The sequence below is a fragment of the Shimia isoporae genome, assembly GCF_004346865.1.
GTDB lineage: Bacteria > Pseudomonadota > Alphaproteobacteria > Rhodobacterales > Rhodobacteraceae > Shimia > Shimia isoporae.
Genome location: NZ_SMGR01000001.1, coordinates 748,643 through 765,403, shown reverse-complemented (window position 1 = coordinate 765,403; position 16,761 = coordinate 748,643). Strand labels below are relative to the sequence as shown.

Genomic DNA, 16,761 nt, shown 5'->3' with positions numbered 1-16,761 from the left:
CTTAGACGAGGAACAGCAGTGCCAGAAAAATACCAGCAACGCCTAGGGCCTCCATCCAGCTGTCATCGTCACCGCCATCATCCACCGGCTCCTCATCTTCGACACCGGTTGTTTCGATCTCGTCTTCAGGCATCGCCACTTCGGGGGGCAGATCAACGGGACGCAGAATGTCGTCGATCACATGGGCGACGCCGTTGGAGGCCGCCAGATCAGTCTGAATGATCATCGGGTCATCTGCGTTCGGGTCCTGGTCTACGAGGGTGGCACCATCGACCCCAATTTCTCCCCCCTGCAAAGTGGCAAGCGTCTCAGATCCGAGCACTGCCGTACTGTCCTGTTCGCCGGGGCTCACATGATAGGTTAGAATGGAGCTCACCACCGATAGCGGATCATCCGGATTGAGAACGGTTGCTGCGTCGACAATGGTCTGGAACGCACCGGCTTCGTCCTCTCCCTCGTAGCCGAGATCCTGCGCCAGCGCGATGAAGGCACTGTCCTGAGGCGCAAACACCGTCAATTCGGCATTTGGATTATCAACCGCTTCGTCCAATCCGGTTACCTGAAGCGCCGTTAGCAACATGTCAAAGTCATCCGGGTTGTCGTCAAAGCTTCCGCCGCTTTCCTCAAGCAGTCCCAGCAAAGTCGGGTCGCCGCTATCGACAGGTGCATCCAGAGGCAGCAGCACCTGATCCACGATCTGGACTGTGCCCGCCCCCACGCCGACATCGGCTGCTACAACATCCGCATTCTGGTAGTCGGGATCTCCGTCGATCACAGTACCATCGGTGACCTCGAACGTGGCGTTCTCAAGCAGAGTGGCAACCGGCCCTTCAGCATTCAGAGTGCTCAGGTCATCCTCATCCGGCGCGACGTGATACAGCAGGATATCGGTGAGCAAGGGGATCGGATCGCCATCTTCTGACAAACCGGTCAGCGCTGCTGCAATCGCTCCGAAGACGGCGCTTGCATCGTCGGGGTCACCGTCAAACCCCAGGCTTTGCGCAAGCGAGGCAAAAGCATCGTCCGTCGGCGCGAACAGAGTGAACCCTTCGAGACCGGAAACCGCCCCCGTCAGTCCCGCAGCATCAAGCGCCAGTCCGAGGACTTCGAAATCATTGGATGTGGACAATGGTCCGTCAGCCGTTTGAACGAACGGCGCGATGGTTGGAAACAGGTTTTGCAATGACATGGTCTTCTCCCCCGAGCGTTGTGAGGGCTTACGGGGACATGTCGCGGCGGGTTCAGATTGTCGCAGGAGAGTCACGCAAACGTGACATGCGCCCAGGTTGCGGGAAACCTGTCAGCGGCTGCGGGCAGTCTCAATGGCCGCAATGGCGGTGCTGACCGCCTCTTCAATTCCAAGAGCAGACGTGTCGATCACAACAGCATCCTTGGCAGCCACCATCGGTGCTTCCGCCCGATCACGGTCGCGCGCGTCGCGCTCCTTCACGTCAGCCAGAACAGTTTCAAAGCTGGTGCTTACACCTTTGCCAACCAATTCCCTGTAGCGTCGCTCCGCCCGCACTTCAGCACTGGCCGTTACAAACAGCTTGGCTTCGGCATTCGGACAAATCACGGTGCCAATGTCACGTCCATCCAGAACGGCGCCGCCGGCACGACGGGCGAATGCTCGCTGGAAATCAACCAGCGCAGCTCGCACCTCGCCGATCACAGCGACACGGCTGGCGGCCTGCGCCACTTCCGGTGTTCGCAGATTTTCTGCCTCTAGATCACGTGCAGTAAGCGCCTGTGCGGCTGCGATTGCATCGGTTCCGTCAAGCGTTTTGGCCCCGACAGCCCGATACAGCAAACCTGTGTCCAGATGGGCAAAACCGAAGTGACCGGCCACAGCTTTCGAGATTGTCCCCTTACCTGCGGCTGCCGGCCCGTCGATGGCGATGGTGAAAGCCATGGCTCAATTCCGCACGACGTCGGCGCCTAACGCCGCCATCAGTGATTCAAAAATCGGGAAAGACGTGGCAATCGGGCTGCCATCATCCACGCTCACAGGGTTCTGGGTCGCCATGCCCATCACCATAAAGCTCATGGCGATACGGTGGTCCAGATGGCTTTCACAAGTCGCTCCGCCCGGCACATTGCCGTGCCCGAGCCCCTTGACGATCCACCAATCTTCCCCTTCTTCCACTTCAACTCCGTTCAGCCGCAGACCGGTCGCCATAGCGTCAATCCGGTCGCTCTCTTTCACGCGCAGTTCTTTCACACCACGCATCACGGTTTCACCTTCGGCAAAAGACGCGACCACGGACAGGACCGGATATTCATCGATCATGCTGGCCGCACGGGCGGGATCAACTTCAATGCCCTTCAGGTTGGGCGAAAACTTCGCACGCAGGTCCGCCACTGGCTCTCCGCCTTCTTCGCGCTCGTTTTCATAGGTTAGGTCGGCGCCCATTTCCCGCAAAGTGGTGAAAAGACCGGCGCGTGTCGGGTTCAGACCGATATTCGGAACAAGCACATCCGAGCCGGGCGTTATCACTGCTGCACATACAGGGAAAGCGGCTGACGACGGATCGCGGGGTACGGCAATCACCTGTGGTTTCAACTCCGGCTGACCGGTCAAGGTGATGACGCGGCCTTCATCTGTTTCTTCAACAGAAATATCAGCGCCAAAGCCCGCCAGCATACGCTCGGTATGATCACGGGTGGCTTCCTTCTCGATCACCACGGTTTTGCCGGGAGCATTCAGACCGGCAAGCAAAACGGCGGACTTCACTTGGGCCGAAGGCATCGGCACGGTGTATCGCACCGGCACGGGGTCCTTTGCCCCAACAATCGTCATGGGCAAGCGGCCACCCGAACGGCCGACAGACTGTGCGCCGAACAAAGCGATAGGGTCTGTCACGCGGGCCATCGGGCGTCCGTTCAGGCTCGCGTCACCGGTAAAAGTCACGGTGATATCACAGGTCGCCATCGCGCCCATGATCAGTCGCACACCTGTGCCGGAGTTCCCGCAATCGATCACAGTGTCAGGTTCAGCAAATCCGCCAACGCCAACGCCATGTACCGACCAGTTGCCGCCTCCGTGGTTGATTACGTCTGCGCCGAAAGCCGCCATTGCCTTTCCGGTGTCCAGAACATCCTCGCCTTCCAGCAGGCCCGATATTTTGGTCTCGCCGACCGCCATTGCTCCCAAGATCAAACTGCGGTGACTGATCGACTTGTCGCCCGGCACATTGGCCTCGCCGGTCAATGGACCGCAGGGACGGGAAGTCATCGGAATAGGAGTGCCGTGGCCGGACATAGTGCGCGTATCCTTCTTGCTCTTGCCTCGCTGTTAGCGCAACAAGTGGCCCTCGTCCATGCCGTGTTTTGTCCGATTGCTGCGCGCGGGCTCAGGCTGGCTCCGTTCCGGTCAGCCAGCGGGTCGGATTGACGTGGGCGATCTGGCGGAACGTATCCCCGCCAAGCGCATGACGCAGGCGCATCGACACGGCTCGCTCGCTCAGGTCTTCCTGCTTGGTCATGTAATAGTCAGATCCAAAAAGAACGCGATCCCGCAGCTTGTCGTTTTCAAGGAACACGCTCAAAAACGGGATGTTTTCCTCAAAATCAAACATCGTGTAGCTGATGTCGGTATAAAGATTGGGGAAATCGCCAGAGGTGATCATGTCTCTGATCGTCGCAACCCAATTGCGGCTGCGTGACTGGGCATCCAAAGGGTCAATTCCGGCGATATAATCGTCCCATTCATCCGATCCGCCGAAATGGGCCAGGCAGACACGTAACTCCGGAAATTCCTTCAGTACACGTTCATAGTTGCGCGGCGAACCAAGATCCTGCCCAACTTTGCCCTTGAACCCGCGCCCGTAAACACCGCCGCGCGAACAATGGCTCATCACGGGAATGTTGTGGTCCACGCAGTAGGGATAGACTTTGCTCATCAGCATGGGGTCCCGCGGATCGTAGCCAAGCTTGGGATAAATCTTCAGTCCGTGAAAACCGTACTCCTCGATACACCTGCGGAATTCGTCAAATGCATCGGCTCGTCGAGGATTAACTTTTGCAAACGGCAAAATGCGGTCCTTGAAAGCCGGATCCTTGGAAAGTTCAAAAAGCTCTCGATGCTGCGCGGCGATGTCCTTTGGCGCCTCTTTGTAACCGGAAGCCGCGATGTCCATTGGCAGAACGACAAAGCGCGCATCATCGGGATACTGCGGCAAAACAGAGCGCAGCACCTGTTGCTGGGATTTCAATTGTCCTACGGCCGCCATGCGACCCAGTTTCTCGACCTGAAGCCCCAACTCGCGAAAAGGACCGACCAGAATATTGGAGAAAAAGCGGATCAGCTTGGGGTTTTTGCGAATGGCGCCGACAATTGCCACCGGAAAATCCTCCGGCACATGATCCAAAGTAAACAAATGCAAATGACAATTCGTAATACGGTAATCGGTCATAACGACACCTCAATAATGAAATGCCGAAAGTGTCTCCGATCCCCGCGATTCCCTCAAGTCTGGCGACGAATGGCCACTTAGGACTTTCGAAATGTCAGGTAGTGCGGCGTTCGCCCTTCGCGGAAAGCCTTTTGCTCATAGCGTGTTGAAATCCAGTCGTGCCATGGCTCGCGCCAATCTTCCGGCTTTTCTGCCAACCATTCAAAACCGTGTTTGGGCACCTGTTCCAACGTCTGGCGGACATAGTCCTCGATGTCGGTTGCCACCCGGAAAATTGCTCCCGGTTTCAGCTTGCGCGCCAGAGGTTCGAGGTGCTCCGGAGTGACGAACCGGCGACGGTGGTGACGTTTTTTCGGCCACGGGTCCGGATACAGCAAAAACGCGCGGCTCAGGCTTTGGTCAGGCAACACGTCAAACATGTCGCGCGCATCACCCGGGTGTACTCGGATGTTGTCAGCTCCGGCCTTCCGGATCTTGCCCAGCAGCATCGCGACGCCGTTGATGTAAGGTTCGCAACCGATGATTCCGACGTCGGGGTTTTGGACCGCTTGATGAACCATGTGCTCACCGCCTCCAAAACCGATCTCCAACCACACATCCTTGCCCCCAAAGAGCGCCTCGAGGTCAATGCGCGTACGCTCCGGGTTCTCGTCCCATGTCACCTTGCCAGGGCTCAGTTTGGCAAGGTCCTCATCCAGATAAGCTTCTTGCGAAGAGCGCAAACCCTTGCCTTTGAACCGGCCATAGAAATTGCGCCATGGGGCGCCCGAAGGGTGTTTGTCAGTCGGCTTGTCAGACATGAGCTCTCTCGTTTCGATCGCCCGTGCCTTTGCCGTACCCAGCCCTTCGGGTCAAGCTTTGCTCAATCTTTTCCGAAAATCGCGCGCAGAATGAACATGCCGGGAATGGTCACGATATACATCGTGATCCCGTAAAGCGCGGCTGGCACTGCAAACTCCGGTATGCCCGAGGCCTGCGCCACCATGCCTGCAACTGTGATCCCCAGCGTGGCATTCTGCACGCCCATCTCGACCGAGATGCAAAGCCCATCAGGTCCAGACAATCCCAAGAGCCGCGCAACGTATACCCCTGCCACGAGAAGGATTGCATTGAGGATCATCAAAACTGGCCCCAACGACCAGATGTTTGCCATGAACAGATCCCAGTTTGTCGCCAGCGCGGCGGCGACGATCACAAGGAACAGGATGAGCGCCACTGCCGATACGATTTTTTCGATTTTGTCCGCCAGTCCGCTGGCAACCCAACGTGTCAAAAGGCCAATGATGACCGGCACCGCCGTGATGGCAAACATCGACATGCCGATCCCGAGGACGTTGACCTCAGGCGCCGCTGCCCCAAGAAAGGTGTCACCCGCCCAAGCCACGAGGATCGGAACCGTGATCACGGACAAAAGGCTCACGACAGCGGTCAGCGTGATCGACAGCGCCACGGTCCCGCCAGCGAGTTTGGTGAGGATATTGGATGTCACACCGCCCGGACAGAACGACAGGATCATGACGCCAAATGCCATGGCCGGCGGAAGGTTGAAAATAAACAGCAAAAGGTAGGCAACCAAAGGCACAGCCCCGATTTGCATCACCACACCTGTCAGCACTGCCTTTGGCATTGTGAGAACCCTGCCGAAATCGGCAAAGGTCAGGCCAAAGCCCAGTGAAAACATGATGAAAGCAAGAGATAGCGGCAGCGCCACATCGATGAGCATTGGTAGTCCTCCCTATTCGCGAAGAGAGGTTTGCACAGAAAGCAGGCAGCACCAAAGGTTTCGTTGGGGAAAGGCCGCAAGGAGGGCGTCTCCTGCCGACAGCAACGGCAACGAGGTGCTTGCAAAACAAAAGCCCGCCGGAAACCGACGGGCTCTTTGGGCTTCTCTTGGAAACCGGCGTTATAGCGCCGATTTGAGGTCCTCGACCAGATCGGTGCGCTCCCAGCTAAAGCCACCGTCCGCATCCGGTGTACGCCCGAAATGGCCGTAGGCAGCGGTACGTTGATAAATCGGCTTATTGAGCTGAAGTTTTTCGCGGATGCCACGCGGTGTAAGGCTCATGACCTCGCGGATCGCTTGTTCGATTTTTGCGGGCTCTACGTCACCAGTACCATGGTTGTCACAATAGATAGACAGTGGTTCGCTGACGCCGATCGCGTATGACAACTGGATTGTGCACCGCTCCGCCAAACCAGCCGCAACAACGTTTTTCGCCAAGTAACGCGCAGCATAGGCCGCCGAGCGGTCAACCTTGGTCGGGTCTTTCCCGGAGAACGCTCCACCGCCATGCGGTGCCGCCCCTCCATATGTGTCCACAATGATCTTACGGCCGGTCAAACCGGCATCACCGTCCGGCCCGCCGATCACGAATTTTCCGGTTGGGTTCACATGCCATTCGGTCGCGTCGCTGACCCACGCGGCAGGAAGCACTTCGCGGATGTAAGGTTCGACCACCGCGCGCACATCGGCGCTGGTCATAGCTTCGTCAAGGTGCTGCGTGGACAGAACGATCGAGCTCACACCGACAGGCTTGCCATCTTCGTACACAACCGACAGCTGTGATTTGGCATCCGGCCCCAAAGTTGGTTCCTGACCAGATTTTCGCACCTCGGCCAGACGGCGTAGAATTGCATGCGAGTATTGAATCGGGGCGGGCATCAAAGCGTCGGTTTCGGTTGTCGCGTAGCCAAACATGATGCCCTGATCACCAGCGCCTTCATCCTTGTCGGCGTTGGCATCAACCCCTTGTGCGATATGCGCAGATTGCTCGTGCAAAAGGTTGGTGATCTCAACAGTCTCGTGGTGGAACTTGTCCTGCTCGTAGCCGATGTCCTTGATACAGGCGCGAGCGATTTCGTCGATCCGTCCCATGTAATCCTTAAGTTTGTCTTGGTCTGACAGACCAACCTCTCCACCGATCACCACGCGATTGGTGGTGGCAAAGGTTTCGCAGGCCACGCGGGCCTCAGGTTCTTCGGTCAAAAATGCGTCGAGAACCGCGTCCGAAATCCGGTCGCAAACCTTATCGGGGTGGCCCTCCGAGACGCTCTCGGAAGTAAAGGTGTAGTTATTTCTTGCCATGGGGGTGCTCCATTAAAATAATTCATCGCCACGTCAGGAAGCCGTTGTGGCGACAGATGTAGATAAGCCCTTACGTGCCGGTTACGCCCGGGTCAATGAGATTTGCGCCACCGCAAGGCGGCCATTGTCAGAATGAGCGCCAAAAGCAACAGCGCCAGCGGAGTATCGCCTGTGCGTGAATAAAACGTTTCCGGTGCAAGCGCGGGCAGCGCTACGTCCAGAGCTCCCGCTTCATTCAAAGTGAGCGCCGCCACAATCCTGCCCTGCGCATCAATCGCAGCAGATACGCCGGTATTGGCTGCACGCAACACAGGCACTCCGGTTTCGATCGCCCGCATGCGGGCCTGCGCCAGATGCTGATAGGGGCCGGAAAAGTTTCCGAACCAGGCATCATTCGTCATATGCAGCATGACTCTGGGTCGGCTTTGTGTACCGCGCACGTCCTGCGGGAAAACCGCCTCATAGCAGATCAACGGCAGTGCCGCACCAATTGGCCCGAGATCGACAAGCTCCGGCCCGTCGCCGGAGGAGTATCCGCCACCGTGTTGGCTGGCCAGTCCACGCAACCCGAAACGACCCAGAAAATCGCCAAACGGTATGTACTCACCGAATGGCACGAGGTGATGCTTGTCATACAAGTCAGTCACAGTACCGCCGGGACCAATCACCGCCACGCTGTTGTAAATTCGCGGCCCGACATATCTGTTGAGGCCAAGAACAACCGGTGCGCCACCAGCCATTTCAGCGGCAGCCTCCAATGCCCCTGCCGCGTCCTCCAACAACCATGGTACGGATGTTTCTGGCCAGACAATCAAATCAACTCCCGCCGCACCCGCGCCACCAGAAGTCAGCATCAAGGATCGCTCGAAAAACCGCTGATAATGATCTGGATGCCATTTCAGATGCTGAGCAGCATTGGGTTGCACCAATCGAACAACGGGCGCGTCCGCGCCCGTTTCGGACGCCTCCGGAACAGGTATCCAGATGGCCAGCATAACGGCACCGGCAACTCCCCAGATCCAACGCCAACGGGTTACCGCCCCAAGCGCCAGTCCTGCAGTCGCAAGAAACAGAAGGAAGTTAAGACCATGTGGACCAATCACCGATGCCGCCTGCCCAGCTACCTGACTGACAAGCACATAAGATGGCATCGCCCAGGGAAACCCGGTGAAAACATATGCTCTCAACAGTTCCGTCGCGGTCATGCACACGGCAAGCGCGGCGGCGCCCCCATACCCGCCGAGACGCAACAGGCCGGCCACTCCGAATGCGGCACCCCAGAACAGCGCGCCCCCGGCCGCCATCAAGACGAGTGCAAAGGGCGCCATCCAACCGTGACGGGCGACGTCGACTAAAAACGGCTCAACAATCCAATGAAGGGCCACGGCGAAATAGCCGAACCCGAACCACAATCCAGTCTTGGCCAGAGCGCGCCAATCTCGCGCGCGCAACGCGAGTCCGAAGACGGCCACAAACGACGCGACAGTCAGATACCATTGGTCAAAAGGCGGATGACCAAGGGCGCCCAGCGCGCCCAGAAGAACGCACAATAGAATCTTCCAGATGCCCGCGACGTCCCAGCGCTGCACAACAGCGCTGTCAGCCATTTGCGGCCTCCGCCGGAAGCAGAACTCTCAGTCGTTTGATGCGACGCGGATCCGCATCCACAACCTCAAAGCTCAATCCGTCTGGCAACTCGACCACTTCACCGCGTGCCGGAACGTGGCCACACAACATGAAAACCAAACCGCCCAGAGTATCGATCTCCTCACGGTCAATATCTTCATGATGCGTAAGCGAACGCCCGATTGCGGCTTCAAAGTCTTCCAAAGGTGTTTTGCTCAAAGCAAGGTAACTGCCGGGCCGCTCCTGAACCCAAAAGTCCGCCTCTTCAGCGTCGTGTTCATCTTCGATCTCGCCGATCACCTGCTCAATGAGGTCTTCGATGGTCGCAAGACCGTCAACGCCACCGTATTCATCGATCACCAGCGCCATGTGACGGCGCTCCGCCTGCATCTTGGCCAGCAATACACCTATGGCCATCGAAGGGGGGACAAACAGCAAAGGTCTCAGCATCTTGTCGATTTCGAGGCTGCGCGTGTCGCCGTTGAAACCGTGACGCAGCGCAAAGTCCTTCAAATGGACAAAACCGATCGGCGTATCCAATGTGCCGTCATAAACCGGTAGCCGCGTCATGCCGCTGTCGCGAAAGACCTGCAAAAGCTCGGTTTCGCTGATCGTATTTGGTACAGCGACGATATCGGCTTTCGGCACGGCCACATCCTCAACGCGCATGCGGCGAAGGTTGATCATGCCATGAGGCTGGGAAGCAGGTGCCGGAGCCGCCTGAGCGCCATTGATGGCCTCCGGCATCTCCGCGGATTTCGAAAACAGGCGTGCTATCCAGCCGCCCTTTTTCTGATGTTGACCTTCCGGCCGCGCGCTCAGCGCTGCGTTAGAAGACCCGTCGATGGTGTCGCCCATTGGTCCTTTCCGTTGGGGATTTGTCCCCGTTCATCCTTCATATGGGTCCGATAAACCCATTTTGCCAAGTATGGCTGTTTCCAGCCCTTCCATCAAAGTGGCATCTTTGTCACGGATATGATCATAACCGAGAAGATGTAACACCCCGTGAACAACCAAATGTGTGACGTGGTCCGCCATCGGTTTTCCCGCAGCCCTCGCCTCACGTTCGCAGGTTTCAAAGGCAATCGCGATGTCGCCCAGTTCCGTGTCCGGCCCTTCTGGTGAATTCGGCGTGTCGCCATCCACCTCTGCGCCCCTCTCTTCGCTTGGCCAGCTCAAGACATTCGTCGGCGTCGGCTTGTCGCGAAACTCGGTATTCAATTCGGCAATGCGGGCATCATCACAGGCCAGCACCGCGATCTCCCAATCCCCAGCCGCAAACCCCAGATGCGCAAGAGCCGCCCGTGCAGCGGTCTCTGCCAGCGCTTCAAAACCCAACGCGACCCAGCGCTCGTCTTCAATGATGGTGTCAGTCAACATGCTTTGACTATCTCGGAACCGTTTCCAGCTTGGACGCCAGAACACATACCGGCATCACGCCTTTTGCTCTTTTTTTTCTTTCTCCGCCAAGGCCCGCACCGCGTCTTTGTCGTAAGCCTTGATGATCGCCGCCACCAACGGGTGGCGCACGACATCATCTGCAGTGAAATAATTGAAACTGATGTTGGGAATGCCCTTCAGCAGGCGCTCCGCATCCTTCAACCCCGACGGCACCCCGCGCGGTAGGTCGATCTGGCTCCGGTCGCCAGTAATCACCATGCGCGACCCTTCACCCAGACGAGTCAGGAACATCTTCATCTGCATTGTCGTTGCGTTTTGCGCTTCATCCAGAACCACAAAAGCGTTTGCCAATGTCCGCCCGCGCATAAACGCCAGCGGCGCAATCTCGATCTTCTTTTCTTCGATCAGCTTCCCCAGCTGTTTCGCTGGCAAAAAGTCGTTCAGCGCATCGTAGAGCGGCTGCATATAGGGATCGACCTTGTCCTTCATGTCGCCTGGCAGATAGCCAAGTTTCTCGCCCGCCTCCACGGCAGGACGTGACAGAATAATCCGGTCCACTTGCCCCGAAATGAACATCGACACCCCGACCGCAACGGCCAGATAGGTTTTGCCCGTACCTGCGGGACCAATGCCAAACGCCAACTCATTTTTGAACAGCGACAGGACATAGGCCTTTTGCGCATCGGTTCTGGGCTCAATCAGTTTCTTGCGGGTCTTGATCTCAACAGGCCCGCCTTTGAACATCTCCATCTGGTCGCCGTCGCGCACGCCGGTGCCTTCTTCAGAGCCTCCCATGCGAATCTCACGATCAATGTCGCCGCCCTCGACGGACTTGCCACTTTCCAGACGGTCATACAGAGATTGCAGCACGTCCACGGTCTCAGAACGAGGCCCATCCTCGCCAAACACGGCCAGATGATTGCCGCGTCGCAGGATCTGCACCCCCATTTTTTGCTCTATATCCGCGAGGTTGCGGTCAAACTCTCCGCAAAGCTCGATCAAAAGGCGGTTATCCGGAAACTCGACCGAAGTCTCTTTGGCTGTTTCGGACGCTGGCGGCGGGGTCATCGCACCTGTGGGCAATCAGATCTCCTGAGAACTAGATGTTGTACCCCGATGGTGCCAACTTGCAGAACAAGGTGCAAGCGGTCGCAAATGAAATTTGTATGAATGCCGTGAAATTCCGCACCTACAAACGAAAAAGGCCGCGCTTTTGTAGCACGGCCCCTCGTATTCCATCAGTTCGGATCAGATCTGGTCCTTGAACCGCGATCCGCGCTTGAACGGACCGGTCGCCACGCCGGGAGGTGCGGCATTGGAGCATACAGGCTTCCCGTACGGATCAAGTCTCTGGGACAGGTACCCCTCGACACCGTCGTCAATGATCCAGTGGTCACAGCCGTTGGGATCTACCCAGATACCCGCCTTAAGTTGGCTCAGGTGCTTGCTGTCAAAACCACGGTCGATGGTTTTGTCTACTTTGTTGTCCGTACAGGCTGAAACGCCAACTGCCAGCGAAACCAGGAGAGCGCCTTTGATGATGTTCATGTTCTCTCTCCTCAGCGCAAACAAATGATTTCGACGCGGCGGTTCTCCGCCATACCGGACGCCGAGCGATTGGACGCCCGAGGCATACGTTCGCCGTAACCACGCACATCCACGATGCGCGCGCCTGCCTGACGGCCGACTTTGGCCACCGCATTCGCACGGTTGTAGCTCAGTCGCATGTTGTATTCATCGCTTGCTCGGCTGTCGGTATGACCTGCGATGATAAAGGCCGAAGCGGTCGAGGTCTGGAAGAACTCTGCCAGCTTCTGACGGTTTGCCGAGTTGATATAATATTTATCCGTGGCAAAGAACTGATCCGAGTTCATCACCCCGCAAACGTTTCCGCGACGGCAAACCGGAATACCCTGACGGCTCACGTGGGGCGTCATATAGCCCTCGACACCGTCGTCCATCACCCAGTGCTCGCATCCATCCGGATCAACCCAGACCGTCGGCACATATTCCTGACCCAAAACCGTACGCTGCGTTTGTGCAGCGGCGGGTTGAGCTACGGCCACCAGCGCCACGCAAGCTGCAGCAAGACCTGCAGATGCCGCGCGGACCATATTCTTGATTTTCTCCGCCAAAACGACTTCCTCTCACAATCCCCCAACGACGCGGTCGCGGAAGCAGAACCCGCAGAGCGCCTAACCAGTGCTCGGCAGATTACCGGAATTCGTAATTTTTCCAAGGACTAATGCCGGATTTGCCGCTTGCGGATGACAAAAAGTGGCAAATTTATGACCGGATTGGGAAGTTAACAGGCAGGCGTTTGGTCAATCCCGCCTACCCCGCAAAATTGTTTCCGCGCAGCGATCAATCGCGCGCTAGAACACCGCCCAGAGAGTTCGGGCCGCTCTCCACGATTCTCACCTTGGCAATCTCGCCCACTTTGGCGTCGGCATCGGACACGTGCACGGCGTGCAGATATTCGGACTTACCGACCATTTGGCCTTCAAAGCGCCCCTTGCGCTCGAACATGACACTCACGTCGCGCCCAACCATGCTGTCCTGAATTTCCCGCTGCTGCTTGGTGATCAACGCCTGCAAGCGGTACAGCCTGTCGGTGGCCTCGGCATCATCAACCAATGGACGTTCGGCGGCCGGCGTACCGGGACGGGTGGAGTATTTGAAGCTGAACGCCTGTCCGTATTTGACCTCTTCAATCAGGTCCATGGTGTCCTGAAAATCGGCTTCCGTTTCTTCCGGAAAACCTACGATAAAGTCTCCGGACAGCAGTATGTCGGGACGGGCTGCACGAATGCGTTCGATCAGCCTGATATAGCTGTCGCGGTCATGACTGCGGTTCATGCGCTTCAGGATCTTGTTGGACCCGGATTGCACCGGCAAGTGCAGATACGGCATCAATTTTTCGCAGCTGCCGTGCGCCTCGATCAGGTCGTCCATCATGTCGTTAGGATGGCTGGTCGTGAAGCGGATGCGCTCAAGTCCGTCGATTTTGTCCAGTTCCCAGATCAATCCAGCAAGCGACATGTCACCGCCATTGTGAGCTCCGTGATAGGCGTTCACATTCTGACCAAGCAGAGTGATTTCACGCACACCGCGCTCCACGAGATCACGCGCTTCTGTCAGGACACGGTCCACAGGACGGCTAACTTCCGCCCCGCGGGTATAGGGCACCACGCAGAAGGCGCAGAACTTGTCGCAGCCTTCCTGAACGGTCAGAAAAGCCGCCGGCGCACGCTTCGCTTTCGGACGCGACTTCAGGCGCTCGAATTTGTCTTCCTCAGGGAAATCCGTGTCTAGGGCCTTTGCGCCTTCCTGCGTTTTGGCCTCCATTTCAGGCAACCGGTGATAGGCCTGCGGGCCAACGACAAGGTCCACCAGGGGTTGGCGACGCATAATCTCCTCGCCTTCGGCCTGCGCCACACAGCCCGCCACGCCGATCTTCAGGTCCGGCTTCTCAGCTTTCAAACCTTTGAAGCGGCCAAGTTCGGAATAGACCTTCTCCGCCGCTTTTTCGCGGATATGGCAGGTATTGAGCAGGATCATGTCCGCGTCATCGGGGCTTTCCGTGGTCTCGTAACCTGCCCCGCCCATGGCCTCTGCCATGCGCTCACTGTCGTAGACATTCATCTGACAGCCATAGGTCTTGATAAAGAGCTTCTTCTTTTCAGAGGACTTTTCAGAGACAGACTCGGTCATCACGGGTTTCCTGCTGCGGTTTCAGGGCGCCTCCCTACATCAAAAGCGGTGCGGCTTGCAATGCACGGCAAATTAACCGATTTTAACCACAACAGGCGCAAGAACCGCATCCAAGGGCCGGGCATGAAATACGACTCCGTCAACCATCTGATCCGTACGGGAAAATCCCATTTCGCCAAGGGGCCGATCGCGCTGATTTTTGTGGAAGACGATGTGGAAATCGACAGCACCGTCCGTCACCATCTTGATCTCGGCTTTCGGAAGGTGGCCGTCTTCATGCCTGATGGCTTCGACCTCGCCGAAGATCTGTCAGAGCTCTGTCTTCGCATCACTATGGAAACCACGCGCGGTAACTCCGTGATGGAGGCAGTCACAGCCATCAACGAAATCGCCACCGGACAATGGATTTATTACTGCTTCAACGCAGAGTACCTGTTCTTCCCGTTTTGCGAGACCCGTACGGTTGGCGAGATGCTCACATTCCACACCGAGGAGCGTCGCGACGCGATGCTGACCTACGTGATTGATCTTTATGCGCCGGACTTGGGCAAGACCCCCAATGCCGTCTCGCTTGAGGACGCACAACTGGACCGGTCCGGCTACTACGCCTTGGCCCGCAATGATGCGGACAACCACAACCATCCCAAAGAACGGCAACTGAATTTCTTTGGTGGCTTGCGCTGGCGCTTCGAGGAACACATTCCCGCCGACAAACGCAAAATCGACCGCATCTCCATTTTCCGCGCCAAACCGGATCTCGCGATGCGCGAAGACTTCACGTTCACCGACGAGGAATACAACACCTATGCCTGCCCTTGGCACAACAACCTGACCGCGGCGGTCTGTTCGTTCCGGACCGCCAAGGCTCTTAAGTCCAATCCAGGCAGTACCTTCGAGGTGCATGACTACCGCTGGCACAACTCCGTGCCCTTTGAATGGCACTCCCGCCAACTGCTTGATCTTGGCCTGATGGAGCCGGGGCAGTGGTTTTGAGGCCGCGCCTGCTCTACCTTCTACTGCCTGTAATTCTCGCTCTGTCGGCTTGTGCCAAAGTGCCGTTTGATGCACCTCGTGAACCCTCCTACGCCATTACGCCCAAGACCGCGGCACGTTCCGATGTCGACACCGCGCTGTCGCTACAGCAAGGCGCCCCCTCGGCGTATTTTGAACTGAGCAATGGCACCGATGCATTGGGGATGCGGCTTCGCATGATCGAAGCTGCGGAACATAGCATCGACATTGCCACATTCCTGATCAAGCCTGACACGGCCAGCGCCATCCTCGCCCACCGGCTCTTTGACGCGGCTGACCGCGGTGTGAGAGTGCGACTTCTGGTAGACGACGTTTTCACCACCTCCCCGGACCAAGACCTCGCGGTCATCGACGCGCATCCCAACATTGAAATCCGCATTTTCAATCCGACCTCTCGCAATGCTCCCAAAGCGATGGGCTTTGTATTCGATTTTGCCCGTGTAAACCGCCGGATGCACATAAAGACATTTGTGGTGGACGGGACCATGGGCATCATTGGCGGGCGCAATTTTGCAGACGAGTACTACGCGCTGAAACCAACCGAGGAGTTTGCGGACTACGATCTCGCACTTTTCGGTCCGGATGTGGCGGAAATTAACCCGGTGTTTGACCAATACTGGAATGACCCTTTTGCGCTCCCTGTCGCGGCCCTTCGGGCAAAGTCCGCCCCTCCGGTTCCTCAGATTTCGCTGTCGGAATGGGCATATGACCCACAAAGCCCGGAAGTGCAGGCCTACAGACAGGCAATCGACACACCCTATTTGCGGCAAATCGAGAGCGGCGCCATCGCGCCTTTCCGCGGCACCTCCGAGGTGATCGCGGATCCCCCCGAAAAACTGCGCAATCCAAACGGCAAAGGCCCCCATGTTTTGGGCGAAGCATTCTTTGCGGCCATCGGTGCCGCACAGGATCAGGTCACTCTGATAACGCCATACTTTGTTCCTGAAAATTACGGCGCTGCCTTCTATGAAAAACTTGCGCGCTCCGGGGTGCGTCTGCGCATCATTACCAATTCACTCGCGTCGACCAATCACGCCTATGTTCACGGCGGCTACGCCCGTCACCGCGAACGGCTGCTGACCGCTGGTGTCGAACTCTACGAATTGCGTTATGACACCATCGCCGCGCTCGGCCTTCTTCCCGAGGACGAAGCGCCGGGTGTCACGCTGCACAGCAAGCTCGCGATTATTGATGACACGTCAGTGTTGGTAGGCTCTCTTAACCTCGATCCACGTTCCATAAAGACCAATGCCGAAATTGGCCTCTTGGTCAAAAGCCCCGCCTACGCGCGTGCACTCTTGGCAGATCTGGACCGTGAAATCGAAGATTTTACCTATCAGGTCACCGACACTGGAACCTCTCTCAACTGGGCGTACACGCCCCGAAGTGCCCCACCGCGCGAAACCGACAAAGAACCCGACGCCACTTTCTGGCGCCGCTTCCTTTCGGTGCTTCCACAGTGGTTCGGCCTTGAAGGCCTCACCTGAT

Annotated in this window: 16 protein-coding genes and 1 riboswitch; of the genes, 2 read left to right on the top strand and 14 right to left on the bottom strand. The window is 57.3% G+C overall.

Annotation, left to right across the window (positions count from 1 at the left end; all coding sequences use genetic code 11):
- Position 1 precedes the first annotated feature (1 nt).
- The 14 genes from BXY66_RS03790 to miaB form a co-directional block, all read right to left on the bottom strand.
- The gene (locus BXY66_RS03790) at positions 2-1,189 is read right to left on the bottom strand and encodes a fasciclin domain-containing protein (RefSeq protein WP_132858839.1); all 1,188 of its coding nucleotides are present in this window, start codon (positions 1,187-1,189) and stop codon (positions 2-4) included.
- Between the two features lie 111 nt (positions 1,190-1,300).
- On the bottom strand, positions 1,301-1,912 hold the full coding sequence (gene cmk / locus BXY66_RS03785; protein ID WP_132858838.1) for a (d)CMP kinase: 612 nt from the start codon (positions 1,910-1,912) through the stop codon (positions 1,301-1,303).
- 3 nt (positions 1,913-1,915) lie between these two features.
- Complete coding sequence (gene aroA, locus BXY66_RS03780) at positions 1,916-3,262, bottom strand: 3-phosphoshikimate 1-carboxyvinyltransferase (RefSeq protein WP_132858837.1); 1,347 nt, start codon at positions 3,260-3,262, stop codon at positions 1,916-1,918.
- Positions 3,263-3,353: 91 nt separating this feature from the next.
- Complete coding sequence (locus tag BXY66_RS03775; RefSeq protein WP_132858836.1) at positions 3,354-4,415, bottom strand: amidohydrolase family protein; 1,062 nt, start codon at positions 4,413-4,415, stop codon at positions 3,354-3,356.
- 77 nt (positions 4,416-4,492) lie between these two features.
- Complete coding sequence (trmB, locus tag BXY66_RS03770) at positions 4,493-5,215, bottom strand: tRNA (guanosine(46)-N7)-methyltransferase TrmB (RefSeq protein WP_132858835.1); 723 nt, start codon at positions 5,213-5,215, stop codon at positions 4,493-4,495.
- Between the two features lie 62 nt (positions 5,216-5,277).
- A complete protein-coding gene (locus BXY66_RS03765; RefSeq protein ID WP_132858834.1) occupies positions 5,278-6,138 on the bottom strand; it encodes a bile acid:sodium symporter family protein in 861 nt (286 codons plus the stop codon).
- A 180-nt stretch (positions 6,139-6,318) separates the two neighbouring features.
- Positions 6,319-7,500, bottom strand: a complete 1,182-nt coding sequence (metK, locus tag BXY66_RS03760; RefSeq protein ID WP_132858833.1) for a methionine adenosyltransferase — start codon at positions 7,498-7,500, stop codon at positions 6,319-6,321.
- Positions 7,501-7,505: 5 nt separating this feature from the next.
- Positions 7,506-7,556, bottom strand: a riboswitch (SAM-SAH riboswitch).
- A gap of 36 nt (positions 7,557-7,592) precedes the next feature.
- Positions 7,593-9,107, bottom strand: a complete 1,515-nt coding sequence (gene lnt, locus BXY66_RS03755) for an apolipoprotein N-acyltransferase (RefSeq protein WP_132858832.1) — start codon at positions 9,105-9,107, stop codon at positions 7,593-7,595.
- Positions 9,100-9,984, bottom strand: coding sequence for a hemolysin family protein (locus BXY66_RS03750; RefSeq protein ID WP_132858831.1), 885 nt, complete (start codon positions 9,982-9,984; stop codon positions 9,100-9,102). Before BXY66_RS03750 ends, lnt begins: the two co-directional genes overlap by 8 nt.
- 30 nt (positions 9,985-10,014) lie before the next feature.
- Positions 10,015-10,506, bottom strand: coding sequence for an rRNA maturation RNase YbeY (gene ybeY / locus BXY66_RS03745; protein ID WP_132858830.1), 492 nt, complete (start codon positions 10,504-10,506; stop codon positions 10,015-10,017).
- A gap of 54 nt (positions 10,507-10,560) precedes the next feature.
- On the bottom strand, positions 10,561-11,595 hold the full coding sequence (locus BXY66_RS03740) for a PhoH family protein (protein ID WP_132860328.1): 1,035 nt from the start codon (positions 11,593-11,595) through the stop codon (positions 10,561-10,563).
- A gap of 180 nt (positions 11,596-11,775) precedes the next feature.
- Entirely contained in the window at positions 11,776-12,075 is a 300-nt protein-coding gene (locus tag BXY66_RS03735; RefSeq protein WP_132858829.1) for a hypothetical protein, read from the bottom strand.
- Positions 12,076-12,086: 11 nt separating this feature from the next.
- Positions 12,087-12,641 (bottom strand): OmpA family protein, encoded by a 555-nt coding sequence (locus BXY66_RS03730; RefSeq protein ID WP_132860327.1) that lies wholly within the window; start codon positions 12,639-12,641, stop codon positions 12,087-12,089.
- 250 nt (positions 12,642-12,891) lie between these two features.
- Positions 12,892-14,241, bottom strand: coding sequence for a tRNA (N6-isopentenyl adenosine(37)-C2)-methylthiotransferase MiaB (gene miaB / locus BXY66_RS03725; protein ID WP_132858828.1), 1,350 nt, complete (start codon positions 14,239-14,241; stop codon positions 12,892-12,894).
- Between the two features lie 123 nt (positions 14,242-14,364).
- On the opposite strand from miaB, the gene BXY66_RS03720 reads away from it, so the two are divergent.
- Together BXY66_RS03720 and BXY66_RS03715 are read left to right on the top strand one after the other, a co-directional pair.
- Positions 14,365-15,234, top strand: a complete 870-nt coding sequence (locus BXY66_RS03720; protein ID WP_132858827.1) for a hypothetical protein — start codon at positions 14,365-14,367, stop codon at positions 15,232-15,234.
- Positions 15,225-16,760, top strand: a complete 1,536-nt coding sequence (locus BXY66_RS03715) for a phospholipase D-like domain-containing protein (RefSeq protein ID WP_132858826.1) — start codon at positions 15,225-15,227, stop codon at positions 16,758-16,760. The genes BXY66_RS03720 and BXY66_RS03715 overlap by 10 nt, the downstream gene beginning before the upstream one ends.
- The last annotated feature ends 1 nt before the right edge of the window (position 16,761 follow it).